Origin of the sequence: Bartonella mastomydis (assembly GCF_900185775.1) — a bacterium.
GTDB lineage: Bacteria > Pseudomonadota > Alphaproteobacteria > Rhizobiales > Rhizobiaceae > Bartonella > Bartonella elizabethae.
Genome location: NZ_LT883138.1, coordinates 26,623 through 48,433, shown reverse-complemented (window position 1 = coordinate 48,433; position 21,811 = coordinate 26,623). Strand labels below are relative to the sequence as shown.

Sequence of the window (21,811 nt, the reverse complement as noted above, 5' to 3'; positions counted from 1 at the left end):
TTTTTGCTTTTTCATTGATTTTCATCAAATTTTTCATATTGACTCATGGCAAAATTTAATAATTTTATAGAAAATAGAGAGCAAAATAATCTAAATTAGAGTGAAATAAATGAAACATACCTATCATATTTTATGTCTTACAATCACCGCTTTGCTATTAAGTGCCTGTGGCTTTTCGCAATATTATAACCCCAATATGTCAACTGGAATTGATGGAAAATGGGTTGATGAGAATGGTATTATTTCTTCTTTCCACAATGGTGTTTTTGAAACACGTGCAGCAGATACAGAAGAAAAACTATCAGAAGGGGTCTATAGTTATCTCAATGCCCAAAATATAGAAATCGAAATACGCTCTATTCTCCGTGGAACAATTTCTAGAGTCAATTGTACAATATCATATGACGCCACACAACTTCTCTGCACCTCACATACAGGAGCACAGTTTTTTCTTAAGCGGAAATCTTCAACAAAGTAAAAGGTAAGCTTCTCTTAATTAAGAACAGAGGGAGTACAGACATAAAAACAGGAGGTGATCCTTTCTCCTCCTGATAGAAAATCCTCTCTAAAATACGCAAAGAGACTGATATAACCTCTATCCGTAGAATTTTCTAAACATGATAAAATGCGTAGTGTGATCATTTTTTTTTCACAAAATATCAGCAAAAAGCTCCTTTACAATAAAATTGTGACTTTGTATCGTTCCATTTATTTTAGCCTAAAATAATATTTTATCTGATAGGGAATCTTAATTTAAGCAGCACCGATTCGCAAAAGATCATGAAAATGAACAATTCCTATCGGTTTTTTATCTTCAACCACGAAAAATGCACCAATATGATGATCATTAATAAAAGCCATTGCTGCACCAACAAGTGTATTTGGCTTTACAACTTTAGGCTCTTTGGTCATCACCTCATCAACATTAAATTTTGATAAATTAAAATGAATGTTCCGAGCAAGATCACCATCGGTCACAATTCCAACGAGTTCACCTTTTGAGTTGATAACACCAACACAACCAAAATGTTTTTCTACCAAAACGTTCATCGCTTCAGTCATAGCTGTTCCCTGCATAACCAAAGGAATACGGTCCCCCTCATGCATAATATCACATACGTATTTAAGGCTTGCACCAAGAGAACCACCAGGATGATATATTTTGAAATCTGTTGCGGTAAAACCACGCATTTCTAAAAGAGAAACTGCTAATGCATCTCCCATTGCCAATTGCATGATTGTTGAAGTTGTCGGTGCTAAACCATGAGGGCAAGCCTCTTCTATCTTTGGTAATAAGAGAACAATATCAGCTTGTCGTCCTAATACAGAGTGCTCGCTTGCTGTCATTGCAATAAGGGGAATACGAAAACGTGCCGCATAACTCATAATGCCACTTAATTCTTGCGTTTCACCAGACCATGATAAAGCAAGAATAACATCGTCAGATCCAATCATACCAAGATCACCGTGATTGGCTTCTGCAGCGTGAACAAAAAAAGCAGGCGTTCCAGTTGAAGCTAAGGTTGCTGCAATTTTTGTCCCGATATGACCACTTTTCCCAAGACCCGTAATGACCACATGTCCGGGGGCATTTCTAATGGTTTGAACAGCCGCTTCAAAAGAAGATGAAAGACTTCCAAGAAAAGCTGCTTCAAGAGCTTCAAGCCCTTGTTTTTCACTGGCAAGTGTTTTAAGCGCCGATGCAACAGCCCCCTGCAAAGCCCTATGAGGAAATGGTATTGTCATAATCAAATTCAATCAATAAAATTAAATGGGAGATCTCCATCATTGTTCAACTTTAATGGTTTCTAGTAAATTTTTCAATGAGGCAGAAATATGGCTGTGCATATCGGCACGTGCCAAAGAAAATGCAACGTTAGCTTCAATAAAACCAGCTTTAGAACCGCAATCAAAAGTGCGTCCTTCTAATTGCACCCCCCAAAAATCCTGTTCGTTTGAAAGCCTTATCATCGCATCTGTTAGTTGAATTTCATTTCCTGCTCCTCGTTCTTGGTTGGAAAGAATATCAAAAATTTCTGGCTGCAAAATATAACGTCCATTAATGTACAAATTTGATGGTGCTGTTCCAAATGCTGGTTTTTCTACCATTTTTGTGATTTCAAAACCATTGGCAATTTGTTTACCCTTCCCCACAATACCATATTTATGGGTTTCTCTAGGATCACATTCTTGAACTGCTATAATATTTCCACCCCCTGTTCTTTCATAAAGGCTCATCATCTCAGAAAGACACCCCTTTTTTGCTTGTATCAACATATCAGGTAATAACAATGCAAAAGGTTCACCTGCAACCAATTCACGCGCGCACCAAAGCGCATGCCCTAACCCTAAAGGTTGCTGTTGCCGTGTGAAAGAAGTTGTTCCTGGCAACGGCTGTAAACGATATAAATGCGCAAGATCTTCTTTTTTTCCACATTCAGCAAGTGTTGTATACAATTCAACTTGCGCATCAAAATAGTCCTCAATGACTGCTTTGTTGCGTCCAGTCACAAAAATAAAATGCTCAATACCAGCCTCTCGAGCCTCATCCACAACATATTGAATAACAGGCTTATCAACAACTGTTAGCATTTCTTTAGGTATCGTTTTTGTCGCAGGAAGAAAACGCGTACCAAGACCTGCTACGGGAAATACTGCTTTCCGGATTTTACGCAAACTCACCCTCCTCAATGAATTCGTATAACCTTTTTATTTATCATATGTTTTTATGAAATAGTAAAAAAGATATCTTATTATTTCGATTATCCTTATAATGGCCAATCAAAAATGTAAAAGAGAATATGAGAATTTATTGAAAAGATTAAACAAATTATTTGTTGCAGTTTTTTCCTCTTCTTGATCATATTATCGATTAAACTAAATACAAAATAAAGTTATTGCACATCTAATAAATTGAATATTAATGGGGATTTCAAAATGCAAAAAACAGAATTGAAGACTTTCTCTTTTTTAGAGAAGTCAATAAATCGCAGAATGCTTATCACTGGCTTTCTCGTTCTTTTGTCTGCTTTTTTAATGTTTTTTGTATCCTTTGCATATGCTGATAGCGGATTTAAACACTGGATTAAAGAATTTAAAAAGACAGCTATTGCTCACAATATTACCCCCTCTACGTTTCATATGGCTTTTAAAGGTGTTAACGCCATTGATCCAGAAGTTTTAAAAAGTGCCGCATATCAACCGGAATTTGTTGCGCCCTCATGGAATTATTTCGATAACCGTGTCCATGATATTGCAATTGTGGAAGGACGGCGCCAAGCAAAAAAATGGAATCAATGGCTTCTTCAAATTGAAGAACATTTTGGTGTTGACCGCAATATTCTGCTTGCTATTTGGTCAATGGAAAGCAATTACGGAAAAATTTTAGCCAATAAAAGCGTCATGCGTGATACCATTCGCTCGCTTGCAACCCTAGCCTATGCTGATAAAAAACGTGCAAAATATGCACATACACAACTGATTGCGGCTATGAAAATTCTACAAAGTGGTGAGATTAAGCGCTCTCAACTCACTGGATCTTGGGCCGGAGCTTTGGGACATACCCAATTTATTCCGAGCAGTTATCTCACCTATGCCGTTGATATGGACAAAGACGGACGGCGTGATATCTGGACATCTGTTCCAGATGCTCTGGCTACTGCTGCTAATCTTCTCCACAAAAATGGCTGGCAACCTCACCTTATTTGGGGAGTAGAGGTGAAAGTTCCTCAAGGGAAAAATCTTCCCAGTGGGTGGTATTCCTTTGAACAATGGAAAAAATTAGGTGTAAAACACGCCAATGGGCATCCTCTTCCCCCATTAACTGAACAAGCAATATTAAAATATCCAGATGGAGCCAAAGGACCTATATTCTTAGTCACAAAAAATTTCTTTGTTATCAAACGTTATAATAATGCAGATCGTTATGCTTTTGCTGTTGCCCTTCTTGCTGATCGTATTGCTGGACATCCTGGATTAGTGCATGATTGGCAAAGACCTTTTCAGCCCCTGACCTTTCAAGAATGCAAAGAATTGCAATCTCGCTTAAGTGCACTGGGCTATTATAAAGGAAATGTTGATGGAAAAATCGGAACAGCCTCCCGCAAAGCAATTAAAGCTTTTCAGCTGCACCATGGTTTAAAAGCAAATGGATATCCATCATCTCAAGTGCTTTTTCTCCTTCGTAAACAATAATGGGGAATTAAGATTTTGTCTCTTTTTCGTCTGATATACTTGATGTTCTTGCTGTTTTCATTTTCTATTGTGGGGATCATACAGCCCTCCCCAAGTCACGCAACCAACTTCTTCAAATGGTTGTCACAACAAAACAAACAGACACAACAATCACCGCAAATTATAGAACAAAAAATAGACAAGCCGCAAAGAAAAATCGCAACACAAAAAAACATACAAAAGCCAAAAAACGAGAATGCAAAGCGCATTCTGGTCATAGGGGATTTTGCTGCTTCTGCTGTTGCAGATGCCCTTAAGAAGTTTTTTTCGGATAAGAGCGATATCGTTATCATAAACCATACAATGCCCGCTTCCGGTCTCGTGCGAACAGATTATTATTCTTGGCAAAGCAATATTTCTAAACTTATTGATCAAAATACCCCTGATGTTATTATCATGATGATCGGTGCAAATGATAATCAACCCATCAAAGACTCTTATAGCATCATTAACACAGATCAATCAGAATGGATGCGCATCTACAAACAAAGAATTATCGAAATTACTGAAAGTCTCCATGCCTCTGGAAAATCATGGATATGGATAGGTCAGCCTGCTTTTGGAAATGACCTTTTGACACAAAAAATGAAAATTTTTAATGCGCTCTACAAACAAGAAACAGAAAAAGCAGGAGGATATTTTCTTGATATCTGGAGCGGTTTTATTGATGAAGAAGGAAGCTTTTCTTTTTCGGGCTATGATATTCATGGAAAAATAGCCAAATTACGCACCAATAATGGCATTCATTTCACCTCTGAGGGAAAAGAAAAACTCGCCTCTTATTTAGAAAAACCATTGGAAAATATTTTAAATTTTCATGCCTTTTCTCATGACTATCCAACCTCAACCAATCAAACACTTCAAAAACTTATACAAGAATCAGAGAAACAAGAGACAAGTAAGATGATGCGTCAACCTCCGATAAGCCTCGATGATATGGCACAACAAAATACCCACCTTTTAGGCAGAAGGAAATCAAGTTTTATAAAAAAATCATGGTTTCCGCCAAATGGTCATCAAAAAGATCGCGCTGATAATTTTTCTTCCCCATAATGTCTGTTTAAAATACAAAATCTCATTTTCCCCATAAAACAAAAAGCAAATAAGATAAAAACGGCATGGTTAACACCATGCCGTTATAGCTTATAATCCACGTTTGTTCATCATTGCCTCTGGTAAAGGCATCCGTCCCCGAAAAGCTTTATAAAGTTCCTCTGGATCGCGGCTTCCCCCAGCAGAATAAATAAAACGCTTTAAAAGATCAGAAAGCTCTGAATTAAAGACATCCCCAGTTTCTTCAAATGCTTGAAAAGCATCAGCATCAAGTACCTCCGACCACATATAAGAATAGTATCCAGCAGCATAACCATCCCCTGCAAACACATGCATAAAATGTGAGGGACGATGACGCATAATAATTGTATCAGGCATTTGCAACTTTTCTAATTCTTTATGTTCAAAAATTGTTGGATCCGTGACTGTTTCTCCTTGGTGAAAAGCCATATCCACGAGAGCTGATGAGATAAATTCAACCGCAGAAAATCCCGCATTAAATGTCTGCGCCGCTAAAACTTTATCGATTAACTCTTGAGAGATTGGATGCCCTGTTTTTGTATGTATAGCATAAGATTTTAAGACCTCTGGTACGGTTAACCAATGTTCATAAAGTTGAGAGGGAAGTTCAACAAAATCACGCGAAACAGATGTTCCCGCTATAGAAGGCCATGTAACATCCGAAAGCAAACCATGCAATGCATGCCCAAATTCATGGAAAAGTGTTCGTGCATCATCAAGTGATAAAAGTGCCACCTCACCTTTAGAAGGTTTAGCAAAATTACAAATATTGTAGATAATCGGTTTTTGACCGCCCTCCAATTTATGTTGCGATTGCAATTGGCTCATCCAAGCACCAGAACGTTTTGAAGAGCGTGCAAAATAATCACCAATGAAATGCCCTAGTAAACTTCCATCAGATTTCTTTACTTCCCACAAACGAGCATCAGGATGCCAAAGTGCAACAGCATTTTTTTCTTCAAAAGTAATGCCAAAGAGTTTTTCTGCTACCCCAAAAGCCGCTTTAATCATACGATCAAGTTGAAAATAATATTTAACTTCAGCACTATCGAAAGAAAATTTTTCAGTGCGAAGCTTTTCAGCATAATAACGCCAATCCCAAGCAGCTAAAGATTCATTGCTTCCCTGACTGTTGGCAAAATTTTGCAATTCAATTTGCTCAGCAGAAGCCTTCGCTCTTGCGCGCTCCCATACAGGCATCAGCAAATCCATAACGGAAGCAACACTTTTAGCCATGGTATTATCGAGTTTCAAATCTGCGAAAGATTTATATCCTAATAATTTAGCCTGCTCATCTCTAAGCGCAACAATCTCTAAAATAAGGGAGCGATTATCATTCTTGTTATTATTTTCACCACGTTTAGCCCAAGCTTGGAATGCAACCTCACGCAAATCACGACGATTTGAGAATTTTAAAAAAGGTTCAACAATCGAGCGTGCTAATGTTAACGCATAGGCTTCTTTATTGCCTCTTTCACATGCAATTTCCTTCATTGAAGCAATGAGATCTTCCGGTAAACCAGATAAATCTGTTTGTTTTAAAAATAGAATCCATTCAGCTTCATCGTTTAAGACATTCTGTCCAAAAGTAGCATTTAAAAAAGCAAGTCTTTCATTAATTTCCACCAGCCGTTTCTGAGCTTTATTATCTAGTTTTGCACCATGACAAACGAACTTTTTCCACCATAATTCAAGAACACGTGTTGTTTCACTCTCAAATATGCCCTGCTGCGACTGTTTATAAAGTGCATCTATTTTTGCAAATATCCGCGCATCCATCATCATTTTTGAAGAATAACGGGAAAGTTTTACAACGAACTCTTGTTCGAGCTGTTGAATCAACGCATTCGTATGAGCACTGGCGCGCAAGAAAAATATTGAACAGACACGATCAAGCGCCTTGCCACAAAGCTCAAAAGGTTGCAAAAAATTCTCAAGCGTTGGTGGTTCTTGCACCATCGCAATCGCCTCTAATTCTTCTTCGGCTTCTTGAAGTCCCTGTTCAAAAGCGGGTTTGAAATCTTCATCTCTTATAGAAGAAAAATCAGGAAGACCTGAAAATCCTTTCCAATCCAGCACTGCTGATTTTGTCATAATATTTTATGTCTCCATTATAAATTTTAGCTGCAACAATTATCTTTACGACACAAATTGATAATATACTAAGGCTATTTCATGCCTTCCAAAGCTCTATTGAATAAGGAATATCTTTAGCTTCATGAAATCAATAAAATAAGAATTTCTACAATTATCAAACAAAATCTTTGATTTATAATGATAATTTATTGTTTTTTTATATTGAATAAGAAAATCGAATATCATAGGATCCTTTCATTTTAAACCATATTATATTGAAGCAATAAAGATTATTCGCTCGCACATCATAATGAAATTGCCTATTGATAAAAAAATTTGAGAAAGACTTCATCTCTACTGTTTACAAAACAGTTCTGTAGATTCTTTTAAAAATCGCAAAGCTATACTAAAGAAATGATGCTAAAAATGAGAACTAATTTTTACATTTACGCCTTCATATTATCATGAAATTAGACTGTATTCTTTCCTTCAGTGATTTAAAAAATTGTTTATAATTTGCAATTTATCCTTGACTTTACTTAAAATATTAACAATTGGAGGTATCGTTGGGGAGGTTTTTTTTTCGAATCTTCCATAAACTTTTATTATTTTTTATCTCATCATCTTATCTAGATTTATAACTCTCCAATTTTTCAGGAGGTATTTTATCATGACTGAAATCAAAACGGCCTTCGACTTCAAAAATTTTTCTCCTGAAGCTCTCGCTGAAAAATTAAAAAGTCTGCATTTTGCTGACTCTATTGATATTATCAATGACCTTGATATCATGGAACGTGTCACTATTCTCAGTCTTCTGCCTCTTGAGTATGTTATTGAACTTTTTGATAAACCAGAGCTTGAACAACCTGTTGCTATTTTAGAACTTCTCCCCATCAATCGTGCAGTTGAAATTCTTGATGGCATGTCTGCAGATGCTGCTGCAGACGTCTTTCAAGAAATGGATAAAGAAACCCGCACGCGGCTTTATGCCTTGCTTAAACCCTTAACGCGCGCTGAACTTAAAAAACTCACCAGTTATCCTGATCATACCGCAGGGGCACTGATGACAACGGAATTTATAGCAGTTCCTTCAAACTGGACCATACAAAAAACTTTGGATCACATTCGTGAAGTCGAGCGAACACGTGAAACAGTTTATACCAGCTATGTGATTGACCCCAAAAAAGGGACTCTTCTTAAAGCTGTTTCACTGCGTAACCTTATTCTTGCCTCACCTGATGAACAAATTCTTAATGTCCCTACCCATGACTCGCCCGTTACGATATCGCCTTTCACACATCATGAAGATATTGCACGCCTTTTCCAGCGCCATGACCTTCTCTCTGTGCCCGTCGTTGATGAAAATAATCATGTTATTGGCATTGTAACCGTTGACGATGTGCTTGATACTATGGTCGATGAAATGAATGAAGATGCCTATAAGTTTGGGGGTATGGAAGCGCTTCATAAGCCCTATATGCAAATCAAGTTTCCTGAAATGATGAAAAAACGCGGCGGCTGGCTCGCTTTACTCTTTATCGGTGAAATGCTGACCGCAAGCGCTATGCAACATTTCGAAACAGAACTTGAAAAAGCAATTATTCTTACACTGTTTATTCCCCTCATTATGAGTTCAGGAGGGAATTCCGGTTCACAAGCGACATCCCTTATTATCCGCGCATTGGCTTTACGTGAACTCACACTGAAAGACTGGTGGAAAGTTATTATTCGTGAAATTCCAACAGGCCTATCCCTTGGTCTCTTACTTGGAATTATTGGTGTTACGCGCATCGCTCTTTGGCAAAAACTCGGTATCTATGACTATGGACAACATTGGATTGCTGTTTCAACAACAGTAGGTGCAGCTTTAGTCGGCATCGTTACCTTCGGTTCTCTCTCTGGCTCTATGTTACCCTTTATCCTTAAAGGTTTAAAATTTGATCCAGCAAGCGCTTCTGCTCCTTTTGTGGCAACTCTAGTCGATGTCATGGGCATTATCATCTATTTTTCTGTAGCATCCCTCATTTTGTCAGGAACTCTTCTTTAAACATGTGAAGTAAAAACATCCCCTTATGGAAAGATCTCGTCATATCGTTTCAGATTTTTCCATAAGAGAATAAGCCCATTCTTTGTTTTCTTGCACACCATTTTATAGATAATAAATTGATTTATAATGATAATTTATCATTTTGATATTGAATAATAGCGCCGAATGCCATAAAGCTCCCTCATTATAAATCTTCTCATTCTCATATTGTATCAATTAAAGTCATCTTCTTGCCTGTCACAAACGTAATGAGTGTGTGGATAGAAAATTATTCAGGAAAGGAGTAAAATACTTCTTATATCTTCCCTCAAATACAAAAGCTGTCGCAATATTAACAGCTGAGAAAGAATAATTATAGGGAACATCAATGGGCTTTATACGCTTCACAAGGGCGTTTATAATACACCATTCACGTATATTATAACATTCATTGGTCTTATCATGAAATGGATGAGTGATATTAAGGTATCTCTCTTTAGAAGATATAAGTGTAGGCAAGACACCAATCTTAATGGTTTAAACTGTATTTTTTGAGATGCTTTTGAAAGCATAACTGTGAATTAAAAATAATAGCAAAGAAGAGAACTTTCTTTTAATATCTTCATATTCTTTATAAATCAGGCTGTATTTGCATTTCAGCAATCAAGATCATAACTCTTTCTCTAAACTATCTTAGAAAAGTTAGTGCTTCTTATAAAATTCTTAATTGTCTCTATATTTATCTCAAATATGCAGTTGCATTAAATCTGGATGCTGAAAAAACTCCAGCAATTGAGGCTTCATAGAGCTTTAAAGACTTGAAAGAATCATTTTGCCATAAAAATATGGACTCCATCTTCCAAAATTATAAAAAAACATGTAAAAGGTTTTTTTAATAGTCAGGCCAAGAATGTAAAGACTTTGCCTCAAATGAAATTTCATTAAACGAAAAGAAGAAAATTTATGCAATTGCGTAACATTGCCATCATTGCCCACGTTGATCATGGGAAAACAACGCTTGTCGACGGGCTTCTCAAGCAATCAGGAAACTTTCGAGATAATCAGCGTACAAGCGAACGTATGATGGATTCAAACGATATTGAAAAAGAGCGTGGAATTACAATTCTAGCGAAAGTGACATCTGTCGTTTGGAAAGATACCCGAATTAATATTGTTGATACACCAGGACATGCTGATTTTGGCGGAGAAGTTGAGCGTATTCTAAACATGGTTGATGGAGCCATCGTACTTGTTGATGCTGCTGAAGGACCCATGCCACAAACAAAATTTGTCGTTGGTAAAGCATTAAAAGTAGGATTGCGCCCTATTGTTGCTATTAATAAAATTGACCGACCTGATGCACGCGTTGATGAAGTCATTAATGAAGTTTTTGACCTTTTTGCCGCTCTTGATGCAACCGACGAACAGCTTGATTTTCCCATTCTTTATGGGTCTGGACGCGATGGATGGATGGCTGAAGCCCCAGAGGGACCAAAAGATCAGGGATTGGGTCCTTTATTTGATCTCGTGACGCGGCATGTTCCTTCTCCTCGTGTCGCAGAAGGACCATTCCGCATGATTGGAACTATTCTTGAAGCAGATCCATTTTTGGGACGAATTATTACAGGGCGTATTCATTCCGGCTCTCTAAAACCCAATCAAAATGTTAAGGTTCTTGGGCAAGATGGAAAACTTTTAGAAACTGGACGTATTTCAAAAATTTTGGCATTTCGTGGTCTAGAACGGCAACCTATTGAAGAAGGAAGTGCTGGTGATATTGTTGCGATTGCAGGTCTACAAAAAGGTACCGTTGCGGATACTTTTTGTGATCCAGCTGTCAATGAGCCCTTGACTGCCCAACCCATTGATCCTCCTACTGTTACGATGAGTTTCCTTGTCAACGATAGTCCCCTTGCCGGAACGGAAGGAGATAAAGTAACAAGCCGTGTCATCCGTGACCGTTTGTTAAAAGAAGCAGAAGGCAATGTCGCGCTTAAAATTGAAGAATCAGCGGATAAGGATTCTTTCTACGTCTCAGGACGAGGAGAATTACAACTTGCAGTTCTCATTGAAAATATGCGCCGTGAAGGATTTGAGCTTAGTGTTTCACGTCCACGTGTTGTGATGCAAAAGGGTGAAAATGGAATAACGCTTGAACCAATAGAAGAAATTGTTATCGATGTTGATGAAGAATATTCCGGTACTGTTGTACAAAAAATGTCTGAACGTAAAGGCGAAATGGTGGAATTACGCCCTTCTGGAGGTAATCGAGTCCGCCTTGTTTTTTACGCACCTACCCGAGGACTCATTGGTTATCAGTCTGAACTTTTAACGGATACCCGTGGTACAGCTATTATGAATCGCCTTTTCCATGCTTATGAACCTTATAAAGGAGACATTGCTGGTCGTGTTAATGGTGTTATGATTTCAAACGACAACGGTGAATCTGTCGCGTATGCTCTTTTTAATCTTGAAGATCGTGGACCTATGATCATTGATGCCGGTGTGAAAGTCTATCAGGGTATGATTATTGGCATCCACTCACGTGATAACGACTTAGAAGTCAATGTGTTAAAAGGAAAAAAACTCACCAATATGCGTGCTTCTGGAAAAGATGAAGCCGTAAAGTTAACGCCTCCCATTAAAATGACATTAGAACGTGCCCTATCGTGGATACAAGATGATGAACTTGTGGAGGTTACTCCTAAAAATATTCGTCTCCGCAAGCTTTATCTTGATCCTAATGAACGTAAACGTTTTGAAAAAACACGGGCATCAATTTCAAGCTAATTGCATAATCTCTTTGATCAAATATTTGATTGTAAGCCTCACTCTATCTCAGAAAGGATGTCTCTAATGAATATTAAGGAAATACCCGTAGGCAAAAATCCACCAGAAGATATTAATGTTATCGTGGAAGTCTCTCTTGGTGGTCAGCCAATAAAATATGAGATGGATAAAAAGTCGGGCGCATTATTCGTTGATCGTTTTCTTCATACCTCAATGGTTTATCCTGGAAATTATGGTTTTGTCCCTCATACGCTTTCAGAGGATGGTGACCCTATTGATGTGCTTATCTGTAATACCCGTCCACTTATGCCTGGTTGTGTGATCAATGTTCGCCCCATCGGGGCTCTGATGATGGAAGATGATGGTGGTAAAGATGAAAAAATTATTGCCATTCCCACGCCAAAATTAACAAAACGTTATATCAATATTCATGACTATACAGATCTGCCTGAGATTACACTCAAACAAATTGAACATTTCTTCAAGCATTATAAAGATTTGGAACCTGGAAAATGGGCTAAAATTGAAGGGTGGCGTGATAAAAACTTTGCGCATGAACTCATTCAGCAAGCTGTTAAACGCAATAAAGAAATATAACAATTCTAATATAATAAAGCCTATTTTTTAATAGGCTTTATTATTATTTATTTTTCTACGAGACTCAACTTCTAAAAGATTGCCATATTTGCTTTAGCTCTTCTAAATGTGTTGAAAAATAAAGCTGTTTGTAGCGAGATGTTGCACCGCTTTTCAGAGAAATAGAAGAAGATGAAATTTTCCACTGCTTAGAAAGAAATTTAATGAGAGCTTTATTTGCTTTTCCATCTTCAGGAACAGCACGAAGACGTATAACCAGATATTGTTTCTCACCATCTCTACACTCAATCCCTATTATTTTGTCAACGGATGATTTGGGAATGAGATATACAAACAAAATCAAGTTATTTTTATCAACTTGATAAAACATGTATTTACCTCAAATTATATTTCTATAAATACATATTTACGTAAGCCCGCCACATGAAATTACGAATAAAATAAATAATAACGAACACCACAATAGGTGAAATATCAATTGTTCCCAAATTTGGTAAAATCTGCCGGATAGGGCTTAGAACGGGATTTGTAAGGCGATATAGAAAGTTTCCTATCAAAACAACAAAGCGATTGCGCACATTTATGATATTAAAGACATAAAGCCAAGAAAAAATAACACTGGCGATTAAAATATAAATATAAATATCAAAAATCAAATCAATCGTTTGAAGTAATGCATAAACCATGCGGTATCTCTTTCAATCAAGGAAACAGAAAAGCGTATAGAAAACCTTATAAGAATCTGTATATATTGAATAATAGTTTTACATCCCAAAATCTCATGAATAAAAAACTAAATATTCCAAATTCTTTATCTCTCTATTTAATGATGATACCCCAAGAAAACAAATATCAAAATTAAAAATAGTGCAATAAACATAGAAGAAACAGAAAATAATCTGAAAACTTTAAAAGCACTGAATTATAAGGTTAATCTTAAATCTCATCGTTTTAATGATCAAGCTATACGTATAAACTAAAGGCGGCCTTAAAAGGCCGCTTTTATTTTTAAAATTATTTCTGCAAAGCAGTCAAACGATTAAGGGCATTACTAAAACCATTTAGCTGAACAAACAAATCATTCAAAGGAGGTTCACCTGCAGCAGCAATTGTCATCGCTAACTTTAATTGTTTTCCAGCACGTAAAGCTGCTACGTGATTTTTATCAAAAACGACCGGAACCATACAACCTGCCGGTACACAAGTCCGGATACCGGTTTCAATAACAGCTTTTCCTTCATCAACTTGTAAACGAACAGGCTTAGAAACCAAAATGCCAAAAGGAACTGTTAAATTACCCGATACAACACCCTCAGCATTGAGAATAAGAGTCATAGCCACAACAACACGCCCCTGCTCATTCACTTCTTGACGGTGCATAAAGCAAACTTTTTTTCCTTCTTGTAACCCACAGTTAATGGTCCACAAGCCATAGGTTTCAGTCAAAGAAGAAGCTCCATTTGGCAATGTCGCTGCGGCCTCTTTTGCTGCAGAAGGCTTTGAATTTGTTGCAAATGCAACAGATGAAATACTCAAGAGAGTACAAACTATCAGTAAATTAAATAACTTTTTCATTTTTATATTCCTGTTCTTTACATAAAAGAGAAACATGTCTATCATCTATAAATAATATACATCATATAAAGCATCTTTATAAAAAAAGCTTTCTAATATCCATATAGCTTTTATAATAACTTAAGGCTACCTCGAAATTCGCTGACAACACTCATATAAACATGCTTTTTAAAAGGAACCGCAATCGAAGGAAGAGCTTCTAGGTCTATCCATTTCCATTGATCGAATTCCGCTTTATTGCCATCTGGTGGTGGATTAATTGCAATTTCAGAAAGCTCTCCCGTAAACTGAAAAGCAAACCATTTTTGCGTTTGCCCACGATATTTATTGCTTAATGTGCATGCAATAAGTTCTTGTGGAAAATCATAATGGAACCAATTTTGTGCTTCTTTAATCAACTTTACAGATCGAATACCCGTTTCTTCATAAAGTTCTCGATATGCTGCCTCTAATGGCTTTTCATTTTTATCAATTCCTCCTTGAGGAAGCTGCCAACGATGAGATCCGTCAATATCCACATGAGCTGGCGTCATTAAACGACGCCCAACCCAAACTTTACCCTCATGATTAAAGACAACAATTCCAACACATTTGCGATAAGGAAGAGTCTTCAAGTTAACATCTGCATCCATTTATATCCCTCAAAAGCGCAAGCTATCGATATCATTTCTCACTTTAATATATCCTTATTGGGATCTGGTGGAAATGCTGCATTTGCCATCTCACCCCGTAACAGTTTATAAGCCTCATTCAATTGAATATCATCCTTAGGATCTTTCGGAACAAAAGCAGCTGAACCAGATCCTTTATTGCTTTCTCGTTTCCCTTTGATATGCCCTTTTAATGCAGACTCACCAACTTTTACATCATAGCCCTTATATTTTTCAGGAAGTGGTTGCTCTACAATAATATCAGGCGTGATCCCTGTTCCTTGAATAGAAGTACCAGATGGTGTGTAATAAAGTGCTGTTGTTAAACGTAAAGCGCCATTTTCACCCAAAGGAATAATCGTTTGAACAGATCCTTTACCAAAAGACTGCGTCCCTAAAATTGTTGCACGTCGATGATCTTGTAGAGCACCTGCAACGATTTCAGAAGCACTTGCTGAACCACCATTAATCAGCACAATGAGTGGTTTTCCATTGGTGACATCTCCAGGCTTGGCATCAAATCTCGTCACATCACTCTTTTTGCGTCCACGAGTCGACACAATCTCACCTTTATTGAGAAAAGCACTCGAAACATTAACCGCTTGATCTAAAAGTCCACCCGGATTAAGCCGCAAATCAAGGACGTAACCCTTTAGTTTATCTTCAGGAATTTTAGATTGAATATCTTTAATCGCTGCTAGAAGATTACCCAATGTCTGCTCAGAAAATTGGATAACTCTTAAATATCCAATATCACCCTCAACGCGATATTTCACCGCTTTTACCTTGATAATATCACGAATAATCTTAACTTCAAATGGCTTATCAACGCCAGAACGAATAATTGTCAAGGTTATTGGCGTTCCAGGAGCCCCGCGCATCTTATTAACAGCTTCATTCAATGTTTGACCATTTGTTTGTACATCGTCAATTTTTGAAATCAAATCTCCTGCGAGAATACCTGCTTTTGAAGCGGGAGTATCATCCATCGGGGAAACAACTTTAATTAAGTTTTTTTCCATAGTGACCTCAATACCAAGCCCCCCAAATTCTCCTTTTGTAGAATCCCGCATATCTTTAGCTTCTTCAGCATTCAAATAAGATGAATGGGGGTCCAGTGATGTGAGCATACCATTGATAGCATTTTCAATAAGCTTTTTATCGTCTGGAACTGTAACGTATTGCTTACGCACACGCTCAAAAACATCGCCAAATATGGCCAACTTTTTATATGCGTTATCTTCATTATTCGCAGCAACAGACTGCACCATAACCATTGAACAGGCGCCGAGCAATACCCCAGCGACCAAAAGAATAACTTTACGAATCATTTTGGCTCCTTCTCATTTTTTCAGTCTGCCACCAAGGAGTTGGATTTACAGGCTTTCCCTGCTTTCTAAACTCAATGTAAAGCATTGGAGCAGCTTTTCCTATATCCAATGCGACACTATTTGCAATAAATTGCATCCCCATCATACCCAGAGGCTCACCTGAAAGAACAAATTGCCCCTGTTTTACATTAATTTTCGACATTCCAGTCAGAATGATATGATAACCATTTCCAACATTGAGAATGATTAACTGTCCGTAAGAACGAAATGGCCCAGCAAAAGCAACAAAAGCATCCGCAGGCGCTATAACAATAGCCCCTGACTCTGTTTCTATTGTCTCACCAAAACGCGTAATCTGCGAATTGTTATGAGAATATCGAATTCTTTTTCCTGAAACAGGAAAAAGTAAAGAACCTTTTCGGCTTTCAAAATTGGACTGCTCTAACAATTGTAAACTTTTCCGTATCTGTATTGATGAATCAGAGCTAAGTTTTGACTGACGGTCAAGCTCTAAAATCAATTCTTCCAAAGACTGCGCTTTTTTAACAAGAGCAATATTTTTTTGCTGCTGTTCTGTAAGTTCTTTTTCTGATTTTTTTTGTAGTTTGTTTTTCTTGTCTAATAATAGCTCTAAACGTTTTCGCTGCTCTGCTTGACTTTGCAATTTTGTCTTTAACGCCGTATATTCCATAGTAATGGAATTGCTTAAATTGGTTAACTCCTTGAGTTTTTCTGTTAAATCTCGCGTTTTCTCTTGCATCTGAGGAATGACAGTCCCTAATAAAACAGAACTGCGCATAGAAGCCAACACATCCTCTGGCTTTATCATAAGAGCTGGAGGTGGATTCAAACCCATACGTTCTAAAATTGCAAGAACTTCTGCAAATTCAGCGCGACGACTTTTTAAATTTTGATAGACTTCTACCCGCTTTCCTATCATTTTTTTAAGCTTTTCCTCCCTTTCAGCAATATCATCCGCAACCTTACGTTCTTCTTTCGCTGCTTTTATAAGTGCATCACTCAAAACACGTTGATCTTTTTTTAAATGCTCAACCTGACGCGTAAGAAAAGCAACACGCTCACGCGAAAGTGAAATATTTTGGCGAATTTCTCCCAATTCTTTATGTACTTCTGTACTCTTCATTGTATCTTCAGCATGCGATACAGAAAAGCCAAAAAACATACTCAAGAGTAGGATGACAAATATCACGCATTCCCCATATAAATATCGCATCTTTCTATGAAGAAGCTTTTTCATTTGCAAAAACCATGATACCTCATCGTATACACGAGAGATGTTTTAAGTGGTGTCAGCTAAAACTATATTAATAAATATATAAATAAGTGCTAAAAATTGAACAAAAATATTTAAAAACGATGATATGGGTGATGACTTGCAATTGTTACAGCACGATAAAGTTGTTCTGTAAGAAGAATGCGTGCGATTTGATGTGGCCACGTCATAAAACCAAAAGATAAAAGAAAATCAGCACGATTCCTTATTTGTTCATTATGACCATCAGCCCCCCCCAAAGCAATGACGACATCGCGAACACCTTCATCACGATAACATCCTAATTTTTCAGCAAAAGCAGCTGAAGAAATCGACTCTCCACGTTCATCCAACACAATTAATCGACATTTTTCAGGTAAAAATTCAATAAGTCTCCTTCCCTCTTCCTCCATACGTTGACATGCCGTTTGAGCGCGACTTTCTGGTATCTCCTGTAATTTTTTTAAATAAAATCCTACAGCCCCAGAACTTTTAGAAAAACGATCCAAATAATGCTGAACCAATTTTTGCTCCGCTCCACTTTTCATACGACCAACTGCAAAAATAGAAATTTGCATTTTAATGATCTCCGAGGAGAACCGATGTTGTATTATTTAAATCTGGAGCCATCCATATTTTTTCTAAATTATAAAAAAGACGAATTTCCGGACGAAAAAGGTGAATGATAATATCACCCGTATCAATCAATACCCAATCACCTCCAGAAAGCCCTTCTACACGCGCAAAGCCCTGCCCACTGTCTTTCAAAGTACGTAACAAATGATCGGCAATAGAAGATACATGACGCTGCGAATTTGCCGAAGCTATGACCATATAATCAGCTAAAGATGTCTTTCCTTGAATATCAATAGCAACAATATCTTCTGCTTTTGTATCTTCCAGACTCTTGAGAATAATTTCAAGACCTTCCTTAACAGAAAAAACTTTTTTTTCTGTTAAGGGTATAAGATCGTAAGAGTGGTTTTGTACAACGTTTTTCAGATCCATATTCCTTTCTTATTGTTGTAGTATGTAAAAAAAGCTTTCTCTAAAGAGAAGCAGAATCTTATAAATTGTTCAAGAAAAATCATTCTTCTTCAAACGAAGGTTTGTTGAAGATTGAAAAGATAAAGGGCCATGCAGATAAGTCCAAACGGGTGGCTTTATAAAAGGTAATCGTTCACTTTCTCTTTCATCTAAACGAAACTGGTGATAAATGTGTGCCATAGGAGAAGAGAGGGCTGCCTTATTGCCTAAAGGACGATCAATAATTGCAATAGGAAGCATTGAGACAATATCACGCCATCGATACCAATGATGTATCATTGTAAAACTATCTGCCCCTATAATCCATACAAAATTTACCCCACTGTGATGGGTCAGAATATGAAAAATCGTATCGATTGATACTTTGCTTCCTATAGCCTGCTCAAAACCTGTTAAGCGGATTTTCGGATGATCAATAAGCTTAAAACTTAATCGCATTCTCTCCTCTAAAGGGAGTAACTGTGTACAATCCTTTAAAGGATTTCCTGGACTAACCATCCACCATAACTGATCAAGATGTAAACGCCGAATAGCAACTTTTGCGACAAGAAGATGCCCCGCATGCGGCGGATTAAAAGAACCACCAAAAAGACCCACAACATTGGATCTTTCAACATGTGGCATACGATCTTTCCATGGGAAAAATGGTTTTTTCAAGCTCTAACCTGACCATTTCCTCTAACATGATATTGAAATGATGTTAGTTGTTCAACACCTATGGGACCACGTGCATGCATTTTTCCTGTTGCGATACCAATTTCCATTCCAAAACCAAATTCACCTCCATCCGCAAATTGTGTGGACGCATTGTGCAATAAAATAGCTGAATCCAAATGATTAAAAAAATTCTCCACCACTTCCATATCCTCAGCAATAATCGATTCCGTATGTCCTGAGGAATAACGCTTAATATGAGCAATGGCTCCCTCAACTCCCTCAACCGTTTTAACAGAAAGAATAGCATCAAGATATTCATGTGACCAGTCTTCTTCAGAGGCTAGTTTTATATCTGGCAGAAGAAACGCAATATCTTCTGTGGCACGTATTTCACACCCCCTCTCCTGTAAAGCAGTCAAAACAGGAAGAAATTTTTTTAATGCCTCCTTGTCAATGAGAACTGTCTCAACAGCACCGCAGATCCCTGTCCGCCGCAACTTCGCATTTAAAACAATATTGCGTGCCATCTCTAAATCAGCCGATTGATCAATATAAATATGACAAAGACCCTCTAAATGGGCAAAAATTGGAACACGCGCATCAGACTGAACACGCGCAACAAGACTCTTTCCACCACGTGGCACGATCACATCAATCGCTCCATCCAATCCTTTAAGCATTTCCCCAACAGCAGCACGATCTGTCGTTTCAACCATTTGAATCGCATCTTTTGGTAAACCAGAGCGCTCTAAACCTTGTACTAACGCGCAATGAAGAGCATGTGAAGAATGAAAACTATCCGAACCACCACGCAAAATCGCAGCATTGCCCGCTTTTAAGCACAAAGCACTCGCATCAATTGTAACATTTGGGCGACTCTCATAAATAATGCCAATCACACCAAGCGAAGTCCGTACACGACTTATATGAAGCCCATTGGGGCGTGTCCACGCACTCATAACCTGCCCAACAGGATCAGATAAACAAACAACTTGGCGAACGCTATCTATCATTGCACCCAAACGCAACTCATCTAATTTGAGCCGATCAACCATTGCGGCTTTCAAATTATTCTGAACAGCCTTCTCTAAATCCAGACAATTCGCCCGTAAAATTTCATCTGAATGAGCCTCTAAGCTTAAAGCAATCATTTCCAACGCATTGTTCTTTTGCTCAGAAGAAGCAACAGCCATCGCTGCAGCGGCAGAGCGTGCTTTTTTCCCCATATCTTTCATTTGTTCTTCTAAAGTCATCGTACCATTTTTCCCCATATCTTTTATTTTCTCTTCTAAAGTCGTCGTATCATTCACTCTACCAAAACAATAAAACAAAAGTAACTTTTTAAACAGAATTGATCAAGAAGCGTACAATCATATCATTACGATGTACCATAGCAGAACGTGCCTCATACCCAAGAATAGATTCTATTTCTTCGCTTTTACGCCCTATAATACGTACAGCTTCATCTTTGCCATAACTTACAAGTCCACGCGCAATCTCAACCCCATTTGTATCAACAATGGCAACCGTATCTCCACGATGGAAATTTCCCTCAACGCCAATAACCCCTGCTGCTAATAATGATTTTCCTGATTCAAGGGCCTTAATGGCTCCTTGATCAATCGTCAAAATACCAGACGGATCTAAATGACCAGAAATCCATGTTTTCCAAGCACTAACAGATTTCTCACCGGCCGCAAAAAAACTCTTGCGTTCGCCTCTATCAATTGCCGCCAGAGGATTCATACGTTTCCCTGAAGTAATAATCATCGCCGTTCCAGCAGCATTCGCTATCTTTCCAGCATCAAGCTTAGTCTTCATTCCTCCCCGTGAAAACTCTGAAGCAGCAACATCTGCCATTTTTTCGATATCATGGGTAATGGATGCAACAAAGGGTATAAATTCAGCCGTCGGATCATTATGAGGAGACTTTGTATAAAGACCATCAATATCAGATAAAAGTATTAAAAGATCTGCTCCCATCATTGTTGCCACACGTGCAGCTAAACGATCATTATCACCATAACGAATTTCATTTGTCGCAACAGTATCATTCTCATTAATAACAGGCACTGCTCCAAAACGTAAAAGTACATTAATCGTCGCACGTGCATTGAGGTAACGCCTTCGCTCTTCCGTATCAAATAAAGTGAGCAAAATTTGACCTGTTTTGAGCCCATGTTGAGCAAGCGCATCCCCATAGGTTTTTGCTAATTCAATTTGACCTAAAGCAGCACATGCTTGACTTTCTTCCAATTTCAAAGTGCCCTTAGGAAGCTGTAGCAATGTCCTTCCTAAAGCAATAGCGCCTGAAGACACCAATAATATCTCTACGCCTCCTTTATGCAATTCAACAACATCATTGATCAAGCTTTTAAGCCATTCAACGCGTAAACCCATCTGAGGATCAACCAAAAGTGCAGATCCAATCTTGACCACGATACGTTTATAGTGTGTGAGTTTTTGCAATCCAACAGTCATC

General features: G+C 37.8%; 20 protein-coding genes. 6 read left to right on the top strand and 14 right to left on the bottom strand.

All coding sequences use genetic code 11. The features are described 5' to 3' along the window. The first annotated feature begins 109 nt into the window (after nt 1–109). Nucleotides 110–478 carry an outer membrane lipoprotein Omp10 gene (gene omp10 / locus FJG96_RS03435; RefSeq protein WP_139412756.1) on the top strand — a complete coding sequence of 123 codons (369 nt, stop codon included), beginning with the start codon at nt 110–112 and terminating at the stop codon, nt 476–478. A gap of 275 nt (nt 479–753) precedes the next feature. Here the strand turns inward: omp10 and FJG96_RS03430 are convergent, their stop codons facing one another. Together FJG96_RS03430 and FJG96_RS03425 are read right to left on the bottom strand one after the other, a co-directional pair. Next, nucleotides 754–1,746: a KpsF/GutQ family sugar-phosphate isomerase gene (locus FJG96_RS03430; RefSeq protein ID WP_139412755.1), complete on the bottom strand. Its 993-nt coding sequence runs from the start codon at nt 1,744–1,746 to the stop codon at nt 754–756. A gap of 39 nt (nt 1,747–1,785) precedes the next feature. Then, nucleotides 1,786–2,676 (bottom strand): UTP--glucose-1-phosphate uridylyltransferase, encoded by an 891-nt coding sequence (locus tag FJG96_RS03425; protein WP_139412754.1) that lies wholly within the window; start codon nt 2,674–2,676, stop codon nt 1,786–1,788. Between the two features lie 261 nt (nt 2,677–2,937). On the opposite strand from FJG96_RS03425, the gene FJG96_RS03420 reads away from it, so the two are divergent. Beyond that, nucleotides 2,938–4,194 carry a lytic murein transglycosylase gene (locus FJG96_RS03420; RefSeq protein ID WP_139412753.1) on the top strand — a complete coding sequence of 419 codons (1,257 nt, stop codon included), beginning with the start codon at nt 2,938–2,940 and terminating at the stop codon, nt 4,192–4,194. Nucleotides 4,195–4,209: 15 nt separating this feature from the next. Further along, a complete protein-coding gene (locus tag FJG96_RS03415) occupies nt 4,210–5,286 on the top strand; it encodes an SGNH/GDSL hydrolase family protein (RefSeq protein ID WP_139412752.1) in 1,077 nt (358 codons plus the stop codon). A gap of 90 nt (nt 5,287–5,376) precedes the next feature. Here FJG96_RS03415 and FJG96_RS03410 read toward each other — a convergent pair whose 3' ends face one another. After that, nucleotides 5,377–7,401, bottom strand: a complete 2,025-nt coding sequence (locus FJG96_RS03410) for a M3 family metallopeptidase (RefSeq protein ID WP_139412751.1) — start codon at nt 7,399–7,401, stop codon at nt 5,377–5,379. A 652-nt stretch (nt 7,402–8,053) separates the two neighbouring features. Here FJG96_RS03410 and mgtE point away from each other — a divergent pair. The 3 genes from mgtE (at nt 8,054) to ppa (ending at nt 12,796) form a co-directional block, all read left to right on the top strand. Continuing rightward, entirely contained in the window at nt 8,054–9,430 is a 1,377-nt protein-coding gene (gene mgtE / locus FJG96_RS03405; RefSeq protein WP_139412750.1) for a magnesium transporter, read from the top strand. 942 nt (nt 9,431–10,372) lie between these two features. Beyond that, on the top strand, nt 10,373–12,199 hold the full coding sequence (typA, locus tag FJG96_RS03400) for a translational GTPase TypA (protein WP_139412749.1): 1,827 nt from the start codon (nt 10,373–10,375) through the stop codon (nt 12,197–12,199). A 66-nt stretch (nt 12,200–12,265) separates the two neighbouring features. Continuing rightward, nucleotides 12,266–12,796, top strand: coding sequence for an inorganic diphosphatase (gene ppa, locus FJG96_RS03395; protein ID WP_139412748.1), 531 nt, complete (start codon nt 12,266–12,268; stop codon nt 12,794–12,796). 64 nt (nt 12,797–12,860) lie between these two features. On the opposite strand, the gene FJG96_RS03390 is transcribed toward ppa, so the two are convergent. The 11 genes from FJG96_RS03390 to proB form a co-directional block, all read right to left on the bottom strand. Further along, nucleotides 12,861–13,166, bottom strand: a complete 306-nt coding sequence (locus FJG96_RS03390) for a DUF167 domain-containing protein (protein WP_139412747.1) — start codon at nt 13,164–13,166, stop codon at nt 12,861–12,863. A 22-nt stretch (nt 13,167–13,188) separates the two neighbouring features. Further along, nucleotides 13,189–13,482: a YggT family protein gene (locus tag FJG96_RS03385; protein WP_139412746.1), complete on the bottom strand. Its 294-nt coding sequence runs from the start codon at nt 13,480–13,482 to the stop codon at nt 13,189–13,191. A 328-nt stretch (nt 13,483–13,810) separates the two neighbouring features. Further along, nucleotides 13,811–14,371: an invasion associated locus B family protein gene (locus FJG96_RS03380; RefSeq protein ID WP_139412745.1), complete on the bottom strand. Its 561-nt coding sequence runs from the start codon at nt 14,369–14,371 to the stop codon at nt 13,811–13,813. A 110-nt stretch (nt 14,372–14,481) separates the two neighbouring features. Beyond that, nucleotides 14,482–15,003: an RNA pyrophosphohydrolase gene (locus tag FJG96_RS03375; protein WP_139412744.1), complete on the bottom strand. Its 522-nt coding sequence runs from the start codon at nt 15,001–15,003 to the stop codon at nt 14,482–14,484. Between the two features lie 38 nt (nt 15,004–15,041). Beyond that, complete coding sequence (locus tag FJG96_RS03370; RefSeq protein WP_005774196.1) at nt 15,042–16,352, bottom strand: S41 family peptidase; 1,311 nt, start codon at nt 16,350–16,352, stop codon at nt 15,042–15,044. Continuing rightward, nucleotides 16,342–17,586, bottom strand: coding sequence for a murein hydrolase activator EnvC family protein (locus FJG96_RS03365; RefSeq protein WP_139413606.1), 1,245 nt, complete (start codon nt 17,584–17,586; stop codon nt 16,342–16,344). The genes FJG96_RS03370 and FJG96_RS03365 overlap by 11 nt, the downstream gene beginning before the upstream one ends. Before the next feature lie 134 nt (nt 17,587–17,720). Next, entirely contained in the window at nt 17,721–18,203 is a 483-nt protein-coding gene (rlmH, locus tag FJG96_RS03360) for a 23S rRNA (pseudouridine(1915)-N(3))-methyltransferase RlmH (protein WP_139412743.1), read from the bottom strand. Between the two features lies 1 nt (nt 18,204). Then, entirely contained in the window at nt 18,205–18,633 is a 429-nt protein-coding gene (gene rsfS / locus FJG96_RS03355) for a ribosome silencing factor (RefSeq protein ID WP_139412742.1), read from the bottom strand. A 69-nt stretch (nt 18,634–18,702) separates the two neighbouring features. Further along, nucleotides 18,703–19,296, bottom strand: a complete 594-nt coding sequence (locus FJG96_RS03350) for a nicotinate-nucleotide adenylyltransferase (protein ID WP_139412741.1) — start codon at nt 19,294–19,296, stop codon at nt 18,703–18,705. 29 nt (nt 19,297–19,325) lie between these two features. Beyond that, the gene (locus FJG96_RS03345; protein WP_180338257.1) at nt 19,326–20,582 is read right to left on the bottom strand and encodes a glutamate-5-semialdehyde dehydrogenase; all 1,257 of its coding nucleotides are present in this window, start codon (nt 20,580–20,582) and stop codon (nt 19,326–19,328) included. 88 nt (nt 20,583–20,670) lie between these two features. After that, entirely contained in the window at nt 20,671–21,810 is a 1,140-nt protein-coding gene (gene proB, locus FJG96_RS03340) for a glutamate 5-kinase (RefSeq protein ID WP_139413604.1), read from the bottom strand. Nucleotide 21,811: the final 1 nt, after the last annotated feature.